Origin of the sequence: Salibacterium halotolerans (assembly GCF_900115625.1) — a bacterium.
Classification (GTDB): Bacteria; Bacillota; Bacilli; order Bacillales; family Marinococcaceae; genus Salibacterium; species Salibacterium halotolerans.
Map to the genome: position 1 here is coordinate 145341 of NZ_FOXD01000004.1, position 18338 is coordinate 163678.

The 18338-nt window shown below is 48.7% G+C and carries 16 protein-coding genes and 1 pseudogene; 10 read left to right on the top strand and 7 right to left on the bottom strand.

Annotated features, from left to right (window positions below):
• The first annotated feature begins 17 nt into the window (after window positions 1–17).
• Genes BM124_RS05140 through BM124_RS05160 form a run of 5 tightly spaced genes read left to right on the top strand, consistent with a single transcriptional unit; the run spans window position 18 to window position 7769 of the window.
• On the top strand, window positions 18–1772 hold the full coding sequence (locus tag BM124_RS05140; RefSeq protein WP_093335763.1) for a heparinase II/III family protein: 1755 nt from the start codon (window positions 18–20) through the stop codon (window positions 1770–1772).
• A 20-nt stretch (window positions 1773–1792) separates the two neighbouring features.
• A complete protein-coding gene (locus BM124_RS05145; protein ID WP_093335765.1) occupies window positions 1793–3628 on the top strand; it encodes a cache domain-containing sensor histidine kinase in 1836 nt (611 codons plus the stop codon).
• Window positions 3603–5150 carry a response regulator transcription factor gene (locus tag BM124_RS05150; RefSeq protein ID WP_093335767.1) on the top strand — a complete coding sequence of 516 codons (1548 nt, stop codon included), beginning with the start codon at window positions 3603–3605 and terminating at the stop codon, window positions 5148–5150. The genes BM124_RS05145 and BM124_RS05150 overlap by 26 nt, the downstream gene beginning before the upstream one ends.
• Before the next feature lie 10 nt (window positions 5151–5160).
• Window positions 5161–7005, top strand: coding sequence for a DUF2264 domain-containing protein (locus BM124_RS05155; protein ID WP_170840974.1), 1845 nt, complete (start codon window positions 5161–5163; stop codon window positions 7003–7005).
• A 5-nt stretch (window positions 7006–7010) separates the two neighbouring features.
• Window positions 7011–7769: a sugar phosphate isomerase/epimerase family protein gene (locus BM124_RS05160; RefSeq protein ID WP_093335769.1), complete on the top strand. Its 759-nt coding sequence runs from the start codon at window positions 7011–7013 to the stop codon at window positions 7767–7769.
• A gap of 141 nt (window positions 7770–7910) precedes the next feature.
• Here BM124_RS05160 and BM124_RS05165 read toward each other — a convergent pair whose 3' ends face one another.
• The gene (locus BM124_RS05165; RefSeq protein WP_093335771.1) at window positions 7911–8237 is read right to left on the bottom strand and encodes a putative quinol monooxygenase; all 327 of its coding nucleotides are present in this window, start codon (window positions 8235–8237) and stop codon (window positions 7911–7913) included.
• 166 nt (window positions 8238–8403) lie between these two features.
• Between BM124_RS05165 and BM124_RS05170 the strand changes: the two genes are divergently transcribed.
• Complete coding sequence (locus tag BM124_RS05170; protein WP_093335772.1) at window positions 8404–9327, top strand: AEC family transporter; 924 nt, start codon at window positions 8404–8406, stop codon at window positions 9325–9327.
• 580 nt (window positions 9328–9907) lie between these two features.
• Here the strand turns inward: BM124_RS05170 and BM124_RS05175 are convergent.
• The 4 genes and pseudogenes from BM124_RS05175 to BM124_RS19675 form a co-directional block, all read right to left on the bottom strand.
• On the bottom strand, window positions 9908–10027 hold the full coding sequence (locus BM124_RS05175; RefSeq protein ID WP_093335774.1) for a YjcZ family sporulation protein: 120 nt from the start codon (window positions 10025–10027) through the stop codon (window positions 9908–9910).
• An 891-nt stretch (window positions 10028–10918) separates the two neighbouring features.
• The gene (locus BM124_RS19670) at window positions 10919–11134 is read right to left on the bottom strand and encodes a YppG family protein (RefSeq protein WP_093335775.1); all 216 of its coding nucleotides are present in this window, start codon (window positions 11132–11134) and stop codon (window positions 10919–10921) included.
• A gap of 213 nt (window positions 11135–11347) precedes the next feature.
• A complete protein-coding gene (locus tag BM124_RS05185; RefSeq protein WP_093335777.1) occupies window positions 11348–11464 on the bottom strand; it encodes a YjcZ family sporulation protein in 117 nt (38 codons plus the stop codon).
• A gap of 96 nt (window positions 11465–11560) precedes the next feature.
• Window positions 11561–11632: pseudogene (locus BM124_RS19675) on the bottom strand (hypothetical protein); the annotation flags it as partial.
• A gap of 190 nt (window positions 11633–11822) precedes the next feature.
• Here BM124_RS19675 and BM124_RS05190 point away from each other — a divergent pair.
• The 4 genes from BM124_RS05190 (at window position 11823) to BM124_RS05205 (ending at window position 15972) form a co-directional block, all read left to right on the top strand.
• On the top strand, window positions 11823–12137 hold the full coding sequence (locus BM124_RS05190) for a hypothetical protein (RefSeq protein WP_093335778.1): 315 nt from the start codon (window positions 11823–11825) through the stop codon (window positions 12135–12137).
• Window positions 12134–13357 carry an ISL3 family transposase gene (locus tag BM124_RS05195; RefSeq protein ID WP_093335780.1) on the top strand — a complete coding sequence of 408 codons (1224 nt, stop codon included), beginning with the start codon at window positions 12134–12136 and terminating at the stop codon, window positions 13355–13357. Before BM124_RS05190 ends, BM124_RS05195 begins: the two co-directional genes overlap by 4 nt.
• A gap of 534 nt (window positions 13358–13891) precedes the next feature.
• Window positions 13892–14461: a DUF4256 domain-containing protein gene (locus tag BM124_RS05200; protein WP_093335781.1), complete on the top strand. Its 570-nt coding sequence runs from the start codon at window positions 13892–13894 to the stop codon at window positions 14459–14461.
• Between the two features lie 521 nt (window positions 14462–14982).
• The gene (locus tag BM124_RS05205) at window positions 14983–15972 is read left to right on the top strand and encodes a Gfo/Idh/MocA family protein (RefSeq protein WP_093335783.1); all 990 of its coding nucleotides are present in this window, start codon (window positions 14983–14985) and stop codon (window positions 15970–15972) included.
• Here BM124_RS05205 and BM124_RS05210 read toward each other — a convergent pair.
• Both BM124_RS05210 and BM124_RS05215 read right to left on the bottom strand, forming a co-directional pair.
• Window positions 15967–16335 carry a hypothetical protein gene (locus BM124_RS05210; RefSeq protein WP_093335784.1) on the bottom strand — a complete coding sequence of 123 codons (369 nt, stop codon included), beginning with the start codon at window positions 16333–16335 and terminating at the stop codon, window positions 15967–15969. The genes BM124_RS05205 and BM124_RS05210 overlap by 6 nt on opposite strands.
• Before the next feature lie 271 nt (window positions 16336–16606).
• Window positions 16607–18070: a spore germination protein gene (locus BM124_RS05215; protein WP_093335786.1), complete on the bottom strand. Its 1464-nt coding sequence runs from the start codon at window positions 18068–18070 to the stop codon at window positions 16607–16609.
• Between the last annotated feature and the right edge of the window lie 268 nt (window positions 18071–18338).

The window sequence follows — 18338 nt, forward strand, 5'->3', positions numbered from 1 at the left end:
CAGCGAAGGAGGAGCTCATGCTGTTTTCACAACACAAGGGAACGGAACTTCTGCCGACGTTCGTGCTTGACAGAACGTGGTGGGAAGAAAGAGCGCTGCATCCGGGGTGGCAGCGTCTGGTATCGGAGACAAGAGATGAAGCAGAGCGCCTGATCAAACGTCCCGCGCCGCAGCTGACAGATGATTTGTTCTGTCTGTTTGAGGAGACCGGTTCCCGGAAGGAATACGAAGCCGTTTATTTTCACCGAAGACACCGTATGAACACGTTTGCCTTCATGACGCTCATCCATTCGGAAAAAAAGCAGTACAAACAGGCTCTCCGGGATGAAGTGGAAGATGTCTGTTCGGAATATTCGTGGTGCCTGCCTGCGCACATCAAAGACGATGATCCGAGTACGATTGATCTGTTTGCCGCGGAAACCAGTTTTGCGCTGAGTGAGATGAAAAGCATCCTCGGCACCGAACTTGGAGAGAGGCTCTGCCGGCGTATAGAGGAAGAGGTCCGCGGGCGCGTGCTGCAGCCCTTTCTCAACCATACGTATCACTGGGAAACCGTCGATCATAACTGGGCGGCTGTCTGTGCCGGGTCGGTCGGAGCGGCTGCGATGCACCTGCTCGAAGAAGGTGAGGTGCTGGATGCGATTCTTGAGCGGAATGTGCGGACGATGGATTATTTTCTGAGTGGATTTAATGAAGACGGCGTGTGCCTGGAGGGGTACCAATACTGGCAGTACGGGTTCGGATTTTTCGTTTATTTTGCCGATCTGCTGCTCGCGCATTCCGGCGGACATATCAATCTATTTCAACGCGCCGGTGTCGGCGGGCTCGCACGTTTTCAGCAGAAAGCATTTTTATACCGCAGTAAAGTTGTTTCCTTCTCGGACTGTGTGCCGGAGCAGGCGGTTCACCTCGGACTGAGCCATTACCTGCACCACTGTTTCTCTGATGTGACAGTTCCGGATGATCATCTCCGCGCTCCTTATACGGACGATCACTGCGCGCGGTGGGCACCGCTTCTGCGGGAATGGATATGGTTCGATGACACACTTCAAGGCAGAAAGTGGGAGGATAAAGATGAGGTGATGGCCTCGTCCCAGTGGGTGGTGTCGCGGTTTCATGCAGATACGGATCACTATGCCTTCGCCGCAAAGGGCGGCCATAACGATGAACCGCACAACCATAATGACGTCGGCCAAATGATAATGATGAAAAACGGGGAGGCGTTTCTGAAGGATCTGGGAGCGGGATTATACCAAAAAGGATATTTTGACGAGAAACGGTATACGTTCATCACCAATCACGCACGCGGCCATTCCCTTCCTGTGATTAATGGAATCTATCAGACAGAAGGGCGGGAGAGAAAGGCGGTGCAGACGAACGTCCTCACGGAAAACGCACGTCTTGTGTACGGGCTGGAGCTCGGCGGTACGTATCCTGTCTCCGGGCTGACGTCCTTTCACCGGACGTTCATCTGGCACAAACAAGAAAAACCCGTGCTTGAGATTCATGATGCATTTGATCTGGAGAAAGCACCGGCGGATATAACGGAACAGTTTATTCTCGGCGATCTCCTGTGGACGCAAAAAACATCGGGAGTCATTGCCGCAGAAGGCATGCACATTTATTACGATCCGTCCCAAATGCACCCGGTATTGTCGAGGGAGTACTTCATGAATCACGACGGCGAAAAAGAATTCTATCAATGTCTGAAATTACATGCCCGGAACCCGACACAAACAGGTATAATGAAGATAGCGTTTTCATTTTCCTGATCAGATAAAGGGGTATCGGTATGAAAAGAATCATAAACGGCTTCCGCAACCGTTTTTCTTTCAAACAGAAACTGTTCATCTGGGTAGTTATCTGTATGCTGCTGCCGATGGTGTTCAGTGTCATTAACCTGAATATCTCCAGCTCCCAGATTTTACGGGAGCGGCTGATTCAAAGTGAGGAGAATGCATCGGAGCTGACGGAAGCGAATGTGTCCAATATGATAGATAACGTCATTCAGACGATGAACGACGCCACTTTCAATAACGATATCCAGCCGATGATCTCAAGCCTCCGCAATGAACCGCTTGGGGCAAGACAGATTCTTGAGATTAATAACCGCCTCAGTTCGTTGTCGAGAAATCATAATATTTCGCTTTCTATTGTGAGTGCGGAAAAAGATCAGGTGATGTCCGGGTCGGGATGGCGTCCGGCTTTTACTGAACAGCAGTCTGTGTATGAAGAGTTTCAAAGCCGGATGGAGGAACTGTCGTCTTTTCAGGTGAGGTGGCTCGGTCCCGCCTCGCAGCTCGGGGACAATACGTTTTCGGGTGACTACGTCAATTCGCCGATTCTGCTCTCGCGCCGCCTGACCGACTACAACGGCGAAACAACCGCGTATCTGTTCGCGCGTATCAGCCGGACAGAACTGGATCGGGTGCTGTTGACCGATGAAGACGTCGGACGCCGTAATCTTCTTCTCGACCGTGAAGGAAACGTGCTCTACGGGAACGAAGACTACGTGCCGGGACAAGAATTTCCTTACGGGGATAACGGGCGTGCAGGGAAGGAAACCTTTGTCACCACGATGGAAGACGGGAAAAATCATGTGATTGTCCGGCAGGATCTGGAGCAGCGCGACTGGAGTCTCGTCAGTTACGTGCCGTATCAGCAGGCCGCAAACAGCCTCGACCGGGCCTACCAGCAGAATTTTTTCATCCAGGCCGGCGCGTTTCTGCTGTTTACCCTGATTATGCTGTTTGTGATCCATCGCTTTTTCCGGCCGATTCAGAGGCTTGTGTATACGGCGGAAAAAGTCGAGCAGGGACATCTTGATATGCGCAACGATCTGCAGCGACACGATGAAATCGGCAGACTGTCGACGTCGTTTGACCATATGCTCGACCGTATCCAGGAAACGATCCAACAGACCAAAACCGAGCAGGCAATGAAGCGCAAAGCGGAAATGGAAGTACTGCAGTCCAAAATCCAGCCGCACTTTTTATTCAATATTTTAAACACGATCCGGATACAGATGTTCAAAGACGGAAACACCGAAAATGCGAAACTGATCACGTCACTCGGGACACTGCTGCGCGCGATTTACCGGGGATCGGAATGGGTGACACTCACCGAGGAGACAAAGCAGCTGGAGGAGTATGTGAAGCTCATCAATCCGATGAGAAAATATGCCGTGGAGCTCGAACAGGAAGTGGACGCGGACGCCGCAGCGGAAAAAGTGCCGCAGTTCATTCTGCAGCCGGTGATTGAAAATGCGTGCTATCACGGTCTTCCTGCTGCAGCCGGCCGGATCCGGGTCCGGGCGTGGACCGAAGACACGATGCTATGCATTGAAGTGAGCGATAACGGCAAAGGGCTAGAACCGGAAAAACTGGCAGGAATCAAACGGGCGCTGTTTGTGAACAAGGAGGATATTGTCCGCGACTACATGAAACAGAAAAACAGCATGTTCGGCATCGGTCTGAAAAACGTGTACGACCGCATGAAACTGACCTATGGCAGCGCGCTGTATATGGATCTTGAGAGCACACTGCATGAAGGCACGACCGTTTTCATGCGCTTTCCAAGAACTCAAAGGGGGTTGATGGGGGATGAAAGTACTGCTGGCGGAAGATAATTACCAGATGCTTGAATTTATGTATCAATGCGTGCCCTGGGAAGAACACGGTTTCGAAGTGACGGGACGATGCGCCACAGGGATGGAAGCGTGGACATCCGCCCGCGAAGATATGCCGGACATGGTTATCACCGATATCAGTATGCCGGGGATGGATGGTCTGGAGCTGATCGAGAAAGTGCGGGCGGTCAATCCGGAACTCGAATCGATTATTATTACGTGCCATGATGATTTCGAGTATGCAAGAAAAGCGCTGCGCCTGTACGTCGGGGATTATATTTTAAAAGAAACCCTGGAACCCGGTATGCTGCTCAAAGCCGTGCAGCAGATGAAAAAGAAACTGGAAGAACATCAGGCCGACCGGACGCATATGGACGCGTTGCAGACGTTCGTGGAATATTCGAAAAAGCCGCTGAAAAAAGAGTGGATCCATTCGTTTCTGCACGGCACGGAAGAACGTTCGGATGTGCTCTCCCTTTCGTTTGACACTACCCGCTATGTGCCGGTTTCTGGACGTTTTCTCGATGCGCAGGAGGAAGGAGCGGAATCTATCGTCGAGGAGGCCGGCCGAGCTGTATTGGAGGAAGCAGACAGCGATTACGTTATCGCTTCCCCCGGGGAGATGTACTGGTTTTTTCCTTACCACCGCGGCATGACGGCAGACGATGTATCAATGCAGCTAACGAAGATACAGCGGTATGTCCAGCGCGAAACAGGGCAGTCCCTCGTGTTTGTGACAGGAAATCACGCTGGGACGTACGAGGAGCTTCGGACGGCGCTTGAGCAGGTAACCCCGGCCCGCGGCGGATGGTTTTACATCACCGAACCCGGTGTCTTCACAGCGGAACAGCTGACATTGAAATCCGGGCATGATGATATTTTCATGCACTATACGACAGCGTTGTATGACCTGAAGAAAATCATTACCGAAGAAGACGCGCAAGCCGCCGAAGCCTGGCTGCAGTCGTGGATGAACGAAATAACCGATAAGGCATGGAACCCCGAACAGGTGAAAAGCTGGATTCATAAAATCCTGATCGATATCGATCTGAAATACCAATCACTGCAGCATTACAGCGACAAGCCGTCATCGGTGTTGTACAGTGAAATTCATGCGCTGCGTCATACCGGCGAACTGGAAGCGTACCTGCGTGCGTATGTGCAGCAGAAAATGACGCTCGCCGCGCATCTCAGAGAAAGCTCGGACCGCCGGGAAATCTGGGAAGCGAAGAAATACGTGGAGACGCATCTGGATCAGAAAATCACGATGGAAGGAGCGGCCAACCACCTTCATCTCAACCCAAGCCACTTCAGCCGGATATTTAAACAGGAAACCGGGGAGACGTTCGTCGAATACACGACGAAAAAGAAGATGGAACAGGCCTCGCACGACCTGTTGTATACGAATCATACGGTAGATGATATCGCATTGTCGATCGGGTATGACAATACGAGTTATTTTACGAAACTGTTCAGGAAATTCAGCGGATTTTCTCCGAAACAATATCGAAAAGACAAATGAGGTGAAGCATATGGAAGCACGGGAGCTGCAGACGCGCCGGGATTTGGAGAATCTGCTGGAGCGTATGCTTGAACCGCTGGACCGTTATTTCAGCGAAGGAAAAGCAAGGATACCGCTCGGCGCAACGAGCGCCCATTTCGGCTATGATATTGCAGAGATGGAGGCGTTCTCCCGGGTATTGTGGGGACTCGTTCCGGCTGCGGCAGGTGGAGCGTGGAACGACCGCTGGGAGCGTCACCTGGAAGGTATCCGCAACGGAACGAATCCGGAGCACCCTGAATTTTGGGGATGGGTGCACGGCATTGATCAGCGGCTGGTGGAGATGGCTGCTTTCGGTTTCGCGCTCGCGATGATTCCGGAAAAACTGTGGGAGCCGCTGACAAAAAGGGAGCAAAGCAACCTGTATCAGTGGCTCGACCAGATTAACCAGTTTGATGTCGTGGATAATAACTGGCATTTTTTCCGTATTCTTGTGAATACAGGGTTTGACACGATCGGCATGCCGGTCGACGAGGAGAAGCAGCAGGTATCATTCGATTTTATCGAGTCCTGTTATCAAGGGGACGGCTGGTACGCGGACGGACCGGTGGAGCAGTGGGACTATTATATTTCCTTCGGCTTCCACTTTTACGGTCTGTTGTATGCGGCACTGCAGAAAGATAAGGATCCGGAGCGGTCGGCATTGTATAAAAAGCGCGCAGCGCGTTTTGCCGATGATTTTATTTATTGGTTTTCCGAGGACGGATCGGCGCTGCCGTTCGGGCGCAGCTTGACGTATCGTTTTGCGCAAGTGTCGTTCTGGAGTGCGTGTGTGTATGCGGAGCTTCCGGAGGTGGATGTTGGTGTGGCGAAGGGGCTCATCATGCGGCATATGCGGTGGTGGATGGAGCAGCCGGTGTTCTCAAATGATGGGGTGCTCACGATTGGGTATGCGTATCCGAACTTGATTATGGCGGAAAATTATAATTCTCCGGGGTCGCCGTATTGGGCGTTGAAGACGTTTCTTGTGTTGGCAATGCCGGAGGAGCATGCGTTCTGGCAGGCGGAGGAAAAAGCGATGCCGGCGCTTGAGCGGGTGAAAAAGCTTGCGGTACCGCGGATGACGATGATGAGGGAAGGGAGTCATGTGTTTAGTCTTGTGTCGGGGCAGTATTTGTCCACCGAGCACGCACATAATGACAGCAAGTACGCGAAATTCGCCTATTCGACCCGGTTTGGATTTCATGTGCCTAAGGGAGCGTTCGGACCGGAGCAGGGTGCGTTTGATTCGATGCTTGCCTTCAGTGAAGAAGATGGGTATTACCGCGGACGGCGGCGGACCGAGGTGACCGAGTGGGAGGACGGCGTGCTGTACTCGCACTGGAAGCCGTGGCGCGACGTCGATGTGGAAACGTGGCTGCTGCCGGCGTGGCCGTGGCATGTGCGGGTGCACCGGATTCATGCGAGGCGGGCGCTTGATGCAAGAGAAGGCGGCTTTTCGGTGCCGATTGATGTGGACGGACAAAAGCCGCTTCCGGATATGCAGCCGGACATAGAAGAGACGAATGATCACGTATTGTCTGTGGAACTGCCCGCGGGTATCAGTGTGGTGGCGGACTTGAGCGGGGGACGTCGTTTGGAAGCGGGCCGGACCGAGCCAAACACGAATCTGCTGTATGCCGCGCCGGCCGTACTGCCCGCCGCCGTGTCGCATCTTTCCGGAGAAGACGGGCCTGTCTGGTACGGCACTGCCGTGTATGCCGGCAGCCGGATGCCCCGCAGCATTCCGGAAATGCATGGTTCTTCTGCCGGAACAGCAGTGGTTACGTATGCCGGACAACCAGAAACCCGCCTGACATCGAGATGGAAGGAGTGAAAGCGATGTGGAAAACAGGAATGTGTTCCGTCACGTTTCGGGACAAAACGACGGAAGAGGTTATAGAAATCGCAGCGAAAGCCGGACTTCACAGTATTGAATGGGGCGGTGACGTGCATGTGCCGCCGGGTGACACCGCGGCAGCCACCCGCACCGCGCAGCACACGAAGGAGGCCGGCCTGGAAGTGTCCTCTTACGGCTCCTACTTCAAGGCCGGTATAAAAAATGAAGCGCCGTTTCCGGATGTCCTGGATACAGCCTCCGCGCTGGGTGCTGCTTCGATACGAATCTGGGCCGGAGAAAAAGGATCCGGCGAGATGGAAGCAGGGGAGCGGCAGGAGTTGGTCCGTGATATCAGGGAGACGGCAGATCTTGCGGCCCTGCAGAACATCGGGGTCCACCTTGAGTATCACGGCGGTACACTAACCGATACCGCGGACAGCGCCCGGCATCTGATGGAAGAGCTTAATCATCCGAACGTACGGCTCTACTGGCAGCCAGCGGTCGGCCTTTCACTTGAAGAGAGGCTGGCATCGATTGAAGCGGTGAAACCATGGGTCCAGCACGTGCACGTGTTTTTCTGGCGCGGCACGACCAGATACCCGCTGACGGATGGCAGAAAAGAATGGGACGCCTATTTTCAGCACCTGCCGGAAAGCGGTCATCGCTATGCCATGCTCGAATTTGTGCAGAACGACGACCCAGCGCAGTTCCACCGCGACGCCGCGGTCCTGCACGAGCTGCTTGCATCAGCGGGTCGCTGATAAAAAGGGACAATCCGCCGATATCCACGGCACAGCCGCCGGTAAAACCAACATACCGTCGATACATGAAACAAATGCGCTGATAAATACAAAAGCCGGCTGACCTGATCAGCTGGCTTTTTTGATGAGACAGCCGTTTTTTCAGCTGTCCAGTGATGAAGAGGGTATTCCTTTGCCGCCTAGGGGAGTGAACGGGCCTGTTTTCTCGACTCCGGCCAGGATCGGCCTCGCTTTTTCAATTAACGTTTGGCTCACTTCCATGGATAACGAAGCCTGATGTGCTTCTTTGCTGGACCACACTTCATACACATAAAGGACGTCCGGATCATCGTCAGCGGAGTTGATAATATATAATTCACACTCCTCCAGCTTTTTCATTTCCTTCGAAGCTTCCAACAGCAGGTCTGCCAACGTATCACGTTTTCCTTCTACAGCCCTAAATGTATTGCACAATCCGAATCGACGCATGGTTATCCCTCCACCTCATATATATCTTCCAGGACCCTTCTATACGTAAAAGGAATATTCCTTTTTTTATATAAAAGGGATAGTACGGTACTGCGGAGACGTTGTAAGATAAGAGAAGGATGAACGACTTCACCCTGAATCCTGCAACTAGAACGGATGATAGCACATGACGGTATTATTTCAGATTCTGCTTCAGATTATATTTCCCGTTTTCTTTTTACTGGGGATGGGTGCCCTGCTGCACCGCCTGTTCCAGTTTGACCTGAAAACATTATCACGGCTGTTGACGTATCTTTTTCTCCCGACGGTTATTTTTGCGAACATTTATCAAAACGACATGACACCGTCCCTGCTGCTTGAGATCGGCGGGTTTCTTTTGATCCAGTTCCTGCTGCTCGGTGCGCTTGCACATGTGACGGCAAAGATAATGAAGATGGACAAAAAGCTGTCCGCGACCTTCAAAAACAGTGTCGTGCTGAACAATTCCGGCAACTTCGGCCTGCCGGTCAGCCAGCTTGTCTTCCAGGCGAATCCGGTCGGCGCGTCGGTGCAGATTATGGTGATGATGTTTCAGAATATCATCACGTATACCTACGGCCTGATGAACGCGGCATCCACCGAGGGAAAAGGCACGATGAACCTCAAAGAAATACTGAAGACACCGATTTTGTACGCACTCGTGCTTGGATTTCTGTTCTACGGCTTTCAGATTCCGATCCCGGGCTTCATCTGGACACCGCTTCAAAACATCGCGGACGCGTTCCTCGCTGTAGCGCTTCTCACGCTCGGCGCGCAGGTCGCCTACCCGAAACTGGAGAATTTTTCGCCCGCTTTCTTTATGGGACTCGCCGGACGGCTCATCGTCGCGCCGCTTACCGCGCTTGCTGTCATTTCGCTCTTCGGCATGGACGGCACGATCGCGCAGGCGCTCTTTATCGCTAGCGCTTTCCCGATGTCCCGCAATAGCGCCCAGTTCGCTCTCATGTATGACAATTACCAGGAATACGCCGCCCAGGCCGTGCTCATCTCCACCATGCTCAGCAGCATCACCGTCACCATCGTCATCTACGCATCGCGGCTGTTGTTCTAGATTTTTCTGTGGAATGGTGAATGCTCATCATCTCATTCTTGTTTTATATATAGTGTAAATAAAAAATGTCTCCTTTGAGGTGAATCGTAATGTAATCACTAAACAAAAGCGTAAAAAGAAGATACTAGTTTAGAAAACGGATACCTGATAGTAGTACTTACGGGTTATTATTCATGTACAAACATAAAAAAGCTCCTAATGTAGAGGGATAGACTTGTTACCCAAATTCCCATCTACTGAAGAGGTCTAGAAAGACAGAAAAAGGTTTTAATAACCAATAAGGCTATTTTATGTTAGCTGTTTGCAAGATTAGTGCTCTTTGTTGGTCTTTTCTTGACGGGTACATGTTTCATTACAGGACAGTCTCTTTTTTGATTAAGTCTAAATCAAACCCTATTCCACTCATAACAAGTTTTTAGGAGGTGTAATTATGAGTGGAATAGGTTAGCTGGTTGTGACGTCCCATGAGTTTATCGCTTTGTTTATTCTGCCTGATATCGTGGTACTGCTGGTTAACTCACACAATATAACTGGTCTCTAAGCCATCTCAAAGAGTCATGATAAATTATCTTCTTTTACTTTAATATCCTCCGTAACCTTCACCCATTGGATAGTTACTTCCAACGACGATTAAAAGGATAAACAACACGACCAAAAGTACAAAGCCATTGTTGCCAAAAATACCTCCGCCGTAACCCATAGAGTCACCTCCTCTTTTGCGTATGTTCATACCCTATGATGACATTCCCTTTATGTACTGGGCGATTATACTAAATAAATAAAAAAAGGCTCTTGATTAATATAAATAGGTCAACCCTCACTATGACAAGGAAAATAAATGATACGAGAATGAAGACTAAGTCTGTTTATATTGAGCATGAGGCTTGTGACAGCCATTTTTCACAATTATTAATGTAATTCGGTGATGATGCGGAAACCGTCTGAAAGCCAATGCCAACAAGTACACGTTTGACTCGCCCAAAAGTATCCAGGGCTAGGAAGAAAAATTCAAGCCGAAAACGGGTTCGGACAAATACACTACACGCGCCGAAAAAACGGACGTGGGAGGGTATTCGGTCGCGTCCGGCTGGTAGGTTCCTGCCCATAATACACGGAAGACGGCGGTACCGCAAAAAGAAACCAGCTGCATAAACTGATTTTAAAAGTATACCATGGTCTCCATCTGGCGGGATGGCGGCCATGGTATTTTACGTTAAGGCTTTTGATACACCCCTCCCGTACAGGAGGGAATGAGTGAGGATATGCCGGCGGAATAATACAATATGTGACCAGGGTAATTATTTGGGGGGGGTTTGAAAAAATTAAAAAGGCAATGATTTTCCTTCCATTTATCCTCTTGTACTGGCTGGAAGCATAGCTGGTCCCGTACGTCAGCGTTCATCCCAATCGCCGTGTATGAATGCGTTAGAATCCAAAGAGTCCATATATGGGTACCATCCATTGCTATGGTTCATTTCCCCTTTTTTGAAACCAAAGGAGACTGGGAACGATTTCTGCCCCAGCCCCCAACATAATGCACAGTATAGTCATCTACTTATCTCCTGATGTACCGATATAAAGAGCTTCCTACTTACCTCTTCTTTTTTATGAATTCGGCGATTATTGGCTTGGCCTGACTATAAATCCTATTCATTTGTTGAGCAGTTACTGCAATCTTTTCAAAATCCAATTTTCCATCAGGAGTTTGAAACTGAGACAATAAATTTGGCCTAGGGTTCATTTGATGTCCCTGCGGCGGGACAGGTCGATTTGGCGGCATTGGTGGTCCTGGTCTTCCAGGATACATAACTAATAACACCTCCCTTATTTAATCTGTTTTATGTTACTCAATAGAGAAGTCTATGGAGTGGTAGTTGCCCTCATTTTATGTAATCTTTAATTGAAAGAAGGAATCGACCACTTAACTAATATATCTGGATAAAAGATGGAAGGTAATACGCGGGGGGGGGGGGGAGATAAGGTAAACTACACCTTTGAAGGTGTAGTTTACCAAATATTTTTAATAACCGTATCCGTAACCTTGACCCATTGGATAGTTACTTCCGACGATGATTAAAAGGATGAACAACACGACCAAAAGTACAAAACCATTGTTGCCAAAACCTCCACCACTCATAGAGTCACCTCCTCTTTTGCGTATGTTCATACCCTATGATGAAATGCTCTTTATGCGCTGGGCGATTATACTTAATAAACTAAAAAAGGCTCCTAACTAATAAAAACAGGTTACAACCCCCATTATGATAAGCAAAATAAATAATACGAGTATTAGGATGGTACCGTAAAACTTCTTTCCCTATTTACCAATAGTTCATTTATATATTCAAAATAGGAGAAATTTGATGATCTATTTTCATTTTACGTATGAGTAAGGCTTGGTTTTTACATCTTCTTGAAAGTAACGTTACATAAACTGCAAAAAAATTCACAAGCTAAGGCTCATATTCTTTATCAATGGAACGGAGGCAGTGATCATGCAAATGGAACTGTGGTTATCAATCGTCCCACCTCTTACTGCCGTTATTTTTGCGATGTGGACTAAACAAGTTATTCCATCTCTGCTTGTTGGTTTGTGGGTAGAAAGTTGGCTTTATACAGGTTCTTTTATCGAATCATTGAACCAAACCGTGGTATATATTACAGGGGTATTAACAGACATAGGAAACCTTGATGTCATTCTTTTTTTATGCCTCTTCGCTTATTACTATTTAAAACCTGCTAGTTTAAAGATAACGAAACTATCCCGTACTAGGTGGAAACCATCGTTTTACCAGGAGGAGTTTTCGTGAAAGATTTGGAATCAGAATATGACATCTTTGAATCAGGTTTGAACATACAGGCGCCTTGGCATATTTCGTATCGCACATTAACAGAGAAAGAAAAGACGCTGCACATTTATATTCGATATGGCCGCGGATCTCGCTTTTCCTGTCCAAATTGTGGTCATCATCATTGTCCGGTTCATGATATTTTGGATCAAGATCGAACATGGCGCCATCTGGATTTCCATCTGGATTTCTGGCCGTATATGACGATACTGCATGCCAAAATGCCTAGGGTAAACTGTCCATCATGCCGGAAAATCCGCACCATCAATATCGACTGGGAACGCCCGGGAGCCGGCCTTTCGCATGCCTTTAAATACCATGTCATGAGCCTCATGGCCGAGATGCCTGTCTATGCGGCTGCCCGCCTTGTAGAAGAGCACGACACACGGGTTTGGAGAGTTTTTCATTACTATGTGGAAGAAGCCATGGAACAGATTGAGCTAACGAACGTTCGTCATGTGGCTGTCGATGAAACATCCAGCCGCCGCGGCCACCAGTATGTCACCTTATTCATGGACAGCGACACCAAGCGATTATTATTTGCGACCAGAGGAAAAGGCGCCGATGTTTTGAAAACATTCCGCCATTTCCTGATAAATAAAGGCATATCCCCGTCTCAAATAAAAGAAATGTGCATGGACATGTACCCCTCTTTTATAGCCGGCCTGGAAAGACACTTTCCAGATACCGCTGTAACATTTGATAAATTCCACGTCATGAAAATCGTTAACGAGGGCGTGGATAAGGTACGGCGTCAGGAACAAAGCGAACAGCCGGCATTAAAAAAAACGCGCTATCTTTGGTTAAAAAACCAACGTAACCTGTCCCACGAACAAGAAGAAAAGATGACGAAGCTCAAAGACATGGATTTAGCTACCGGGAGGGCTTACCGTCTAAAGCTAAGCCTTCAAGAGTTCTGGACGATGCCCGGTGCTGTCGCTGATTTATATCTTCATGAATGGCGTCAATGGGCCATGTGTTCCCGGTTACAGCCGATGATCGACGTTGGGAAAACACTGAAAAACCATGAATATGGCATTTTAAGATGGTTTCGAACACGAATGACCAATGGACTGATCGAGGGCGTCAACAGTCTGATTCAAGCAACAAAGCGAAAAGCCCGGGGGTACCGAAGTACCGGTAATTTAATTGCTATAATGTACGCTACCGTGAATAAATGAGACGTTATCCCAGAGAAGCCAAGCTGATCGGTTGTATTCCTTGTTGGCTTAACCACACCTCCTCAGGCGGCACCTGAGATAACCACGATAGCCAACAAGAATTCATAGACTAGCAAGGCGTGTTTAGATTCCTCTTTCCACATGAAACAGCGAGGAACCGAAAATACATTTGTTATTATCGTGCCAACCAAAGATTCTGTGAGAATAGGATTATGACACTAGGAGATCAGGAGGGTTAATAAGAATGGTACAGGTGTGGGTAGTTGGATTTTGTGGTATTTTTCGAATTGTAATAAGTATAGTTTTAACCATTACGGTGGTTGTTTGGATGAGGAGAGGTGCTGATACGAATCATTCATTGAAGTCTACTTCCTCTCCGTTGTTATCCGTTGAAATGCATGATAGCTTGTTCCAACCTTCTCTTTTTGTCGTACACGTGCGGCCTCTTTTGTACAAAAATGGTTCCTGTGGTGTATGCTTAGTATATCATAGTGATGCAGCGAAGCATCTATTATATGAATAGGAGGTAGTATAATGGGGAAAGGTGACGCAAACAGCAATAAAGCGTTGTCGCGGGAGGAGCTGCCTGCAGTGCTGCAGCATCGTTTTGAGAAACATATGCACCGGCATGAGGGGCTGGATTGGAAAGAGATTGAGGCAAAGCTTCAGGGGAATCCGGCAAAATTGGAATCGCTTCATCAGATGGAGCAGACGGGCGGCGAGCCTGATGTTGTATGGTACGATGAGAAGGAAGGCGGTTACGTTTTTGTAGACTGCGCGGCCGAGAGTCCGGCAGGGCGCCGCAGTGTCTGTTACGACCGGAAGGCGCTGGAATCGAGAAAAAAATACAAGCCGGAGAACAGCGCGGTGGATATGGCTGAGGAGATGGGCATCGACATACTGACCGAAGAAGCGTACCGGGCGCTGCAACAGATCGGGGAATTTGATTTGAAAACGTCGAGCTGGGTGCAGACTCCCGCTGATATCAGGGAGCGCGGCGGGGCTCTCTTCTGCGACCGCCGCTTCGGACATGTTTTCGTGTACCACAGTGGCGCAGAGTCCTACTACGGAGCCAGAGGGTTCCGCGGATCACTGATCGTCTAAAGAGGAGGGCGCTGATATATTGGCTGCACGCGCCGATAAATGGACCGCAGCCGCCCATATTTTTAAGATGGAGTAACATCAGGCAGCCGGCAATGTACAATTCATAGATTTCAACACGACATGATGAAAGAATACAAGCACCCCCTTTTCCACCGGCATATTCTGCTGGAAAAGGGGGTGACCGAACGTGAGGGACTACTGCTCTTGTCACCATCACAGGCCCGGATCCCAATGCGGATGTGAAGACAATCTGAGCAAATTAGGTCATCATGGCTGCTGCTCTGAAACCAAACGGGAATGCCTTCTGGCCTGCACCCGGAGATTAAACAAGTGTCTTGAAACATTCCGGTCCGGTGATGACTACTGTTTGGAATGCTGTGTACAGGATGCGCTTCGATGTTTTAACCGGTGTTTTTATTAGATAGAAGATAGATTCAAGCGGTATAAGGTTTTATCCCCTTATGCCGCCTTTCCTAGAGAACATAACGAGTACTATTATTTTATAAAGGGAGAGGAAGCTTATGAAGGAAGTGCGTTGGGGTATTATCGGGTGCGGAGATGTAACGGAGAAGAAAAGCGGACCTGCTTTTCAGATGACGGCGGACAGTTCGCTGGCTGCGGTGATGCGGCGCAACGGGGATCTTGCCAGGGATTACGCAGAGCGTCACGGCGTGCCGGCGTGGTACGACAAGGCGGAGGATCTTATTCAGGATGAGAACGTAAACGCCGTCTACATCGCCACACCGCCCGGTTTTCATAAAGAATACACAATGATGGCGGCGGAGGCGGGCAAACCGGTGTATGTCGAAAAGCCGATGGCACTTAATACCCGGGAATGCGAAGAGATGGCAGCGTTCTGCGCCGAAAAGAAAGTGCCGCTGTACGTTGCGTACTACAGGCGCACGCTCCCGCGTTTTCTTAAGGTGAAAGAACTGCTGGAGAGCGGTGTGATCGGTGATGTCCGTTTTGTCACGATGCAGCACACGCAGCCGCTTGCCGAAAAAGATGAGAACGGGGAATGGCCTTGGCGTCTGCAGCCGGAGGTGAGCGGAGGCGGCCTGTTTTTCGACCTCGCGTCACACACACTCGACCTGTTCGACTACCTGCTCGGACCGGTTCGCGATGTCACCGGGTTTGCCCGTAATCAGGCCGGCGCCTATCCGGTCGAAGATACGGTGAGCGGCGCGTTTCTGTTTGAAAACGGCGCGGCCGGCACCGGCATCTGGAATTTTTCTTCCTACAAAAAAGAAGACGTGAACCGGATTGTCGGCACAAAAGGCGAAATTATCTTCTCCTCATTTGATGAAGAACCGGTAACACTGAGGACCGAAACAGAAACGAAAAACTATATCATCGAACAGCCGCAGCCCATTCAGCGCTACCTGATTCAGGCGGTGGTGGAAGAGCTGACCGGCAAAGGAACGACAGCCCCAAGCACCGGAGAAACAGCGCTGCGCACGAACCGGGTGATGGATGAACTGGTGAAAGATTACTATAAGCAGGGACTATAACCGCTCGGCCCAATCCCTCCACTCATCTTTCACCTCTTCTTGGTCGATCAGCATCACGCGTTCACCGATGTGGACGAATTGGTTTTCTTCTCCGCTTTTCATCAGATATATGTTCTCAAACGGGGTGTGGATGATGTCGTCGATCGGAATGTTTTGTTTATTTGAAAAATCGTGGATTCTGATGAAGGTTTCCTGATCAACGGGCTTTCGGTGCGCTTCATCCGGGATGGCGGCATCGATATACTCCTGCATCATTCTGTGGGTATGGGACTGGTCCATCCCATTTTTCACCGCGCCTTTGACTACAAAATATAAAATAGTGAAAAAAATAATCCAGAGAAAGATAAACGTTAAAGGATCCATTTTCTGCACCTCCTTTTTGATGTGTTTCAAATTCATTTCCAATTATAACAAGAATATCCACAGTATACAGAAAAAATAACAAAAAGCCGGCTGAACGTTGAATCAGCCGGTCTTTTCAAGTGATTTGTTCCGCTCGTATTTGCTCTGAACCGGCTTGTGAATTAGCAAAATCGGCTTGCATGACACAAAAAAGCAGACGGAGCGCACTCCGTCTGCTGAAATATCGATTCAAGGTCTACGAATGGATTTCTTCTGCCTGTTATATGCCATCTTACCGATCCGGGTCCTGGGGATCAGAGGCTTCAGGACGGTGATGGTTTAAAGGAATCGGTGGTCTTAGAAAGGATCCTCTTATGGACTGGGCGGAAAATGGAATAAAGGGCCACAAATAAGGAAGATTTATTGACTTCAGGTGCAGAAGCATTAACATCCATAACGTGATTCCACCAACGTAACCTATTTGATTAAAGGCAGCAGTTAAAAGTAAAAGGGCAAGTCGGAATAATCTGTTCGCCAGACTTAATTCATAAGTCGGTGTTGCGAAAGTGCCGATCGCTACAATAGAAATGTACAAAATGACTTCATTGGTGAGAAGTCCCACAGAAACAGCAATCTGCCCAATAACTACTGCCGCAACAAGACCGAGAGCTGTCCCCATATTGCTGGGAGTATGTATGGTTGCCATTCTAAGCATATCAATGCCTAGTTCAACAAAAATCACCTGTACCAGCAAGGGAATGGGAATGGGGTCTTTCACACCGATGAATTCTAAACCTTCCGGAACTAAATCTGGATTATCGGCAAATAAAAACCAAAGCGGCAGCAAAAAAATGGCCAGCCATACAGAGAAAAACCGTACATATCGAAAATAGGTCCCGACTACCGGTCTTTGCCGGTATTCTTCCATATGCTGCAGATGATGCCAGAACGTGATGGGTGTGATCAGCATACTCGGGGATCCATCAACCATGATCATGATGTGTCCTTCATACAAATACGTCGCAGCAGTATCAGGACGTTCGGTGTAACGTACGGTAGGATACGGATTCCAATGACGACCACAGATGAATTCTTCAACGGTTTTTTCTCCCATCGGCAGACCGTCTGTATCAATCTTTTTTAAAGATTTTTTAACTTGTTTTACTATATCCGGGTCAGCAATATCTTTAATATAGGATACACAAATATCTGTTTGTGAACGTCTTCCTATCGACATATAATTCATCCGAAGCGAAGGGTCTCTCACACGGCGTCTTGTAAGTGCTGTATTGAAAACAATGGTTTCTACAAATCCGTCACGAGGCCCCCGGGTTACCCGCTCCAGGTCTGGTTCTGCAGGCGACCGGACGGGATAAGTCCGGGCATCAATAATAATGATCTTGTCAATGCCATCTACAACAAGCGCAGAAGCGCCGCTCAGTACCCAGAATACCGCTTTATTCAGATCATCCACTGTGTCTAATTCAATGTAGGGAAGATGGGTTTTCATCAGCTGTGACAAAGGATCCGGTTCCAGCTGTTCGGGTTCCAGTCTTGAGAGCAATTTCATCAGATAGTGCATTATTTCATCTTTTGCAAAGCCGTCAATCAAGAATAAACCCATGTCTTTGCCGGCGTAATGCAAATCAAGATGAATGGCATCGAAACTTTCTTCAACACCCAGCTCTTCTTTCAGGTAGTCAATATTATCTTCAAAATTTCCATATAATGGTTCTTCTGTTTGTTTATAACCCACCTTATTCACCTCTAACGAAAATCCTTATATCGTTGATTCGAAAGTAACTTCAACCCATATATGCAGATAGTATTTTCATTAGATAGGTGAATTATTCATGGTTAAAAATGAATATTGTTTATAAGGCTGACGCCTGCATGGATATTGGTTCGTTCCAGTCGGCTTTAATGGTATATCCTTTTTCGCTCGTAAAGGGCCGGGTTTGGCATGTATTGGGGTTGATTCGGCATGGAAATCCGGCATCTTGGCCGGTAACCGGCAGCGTAGA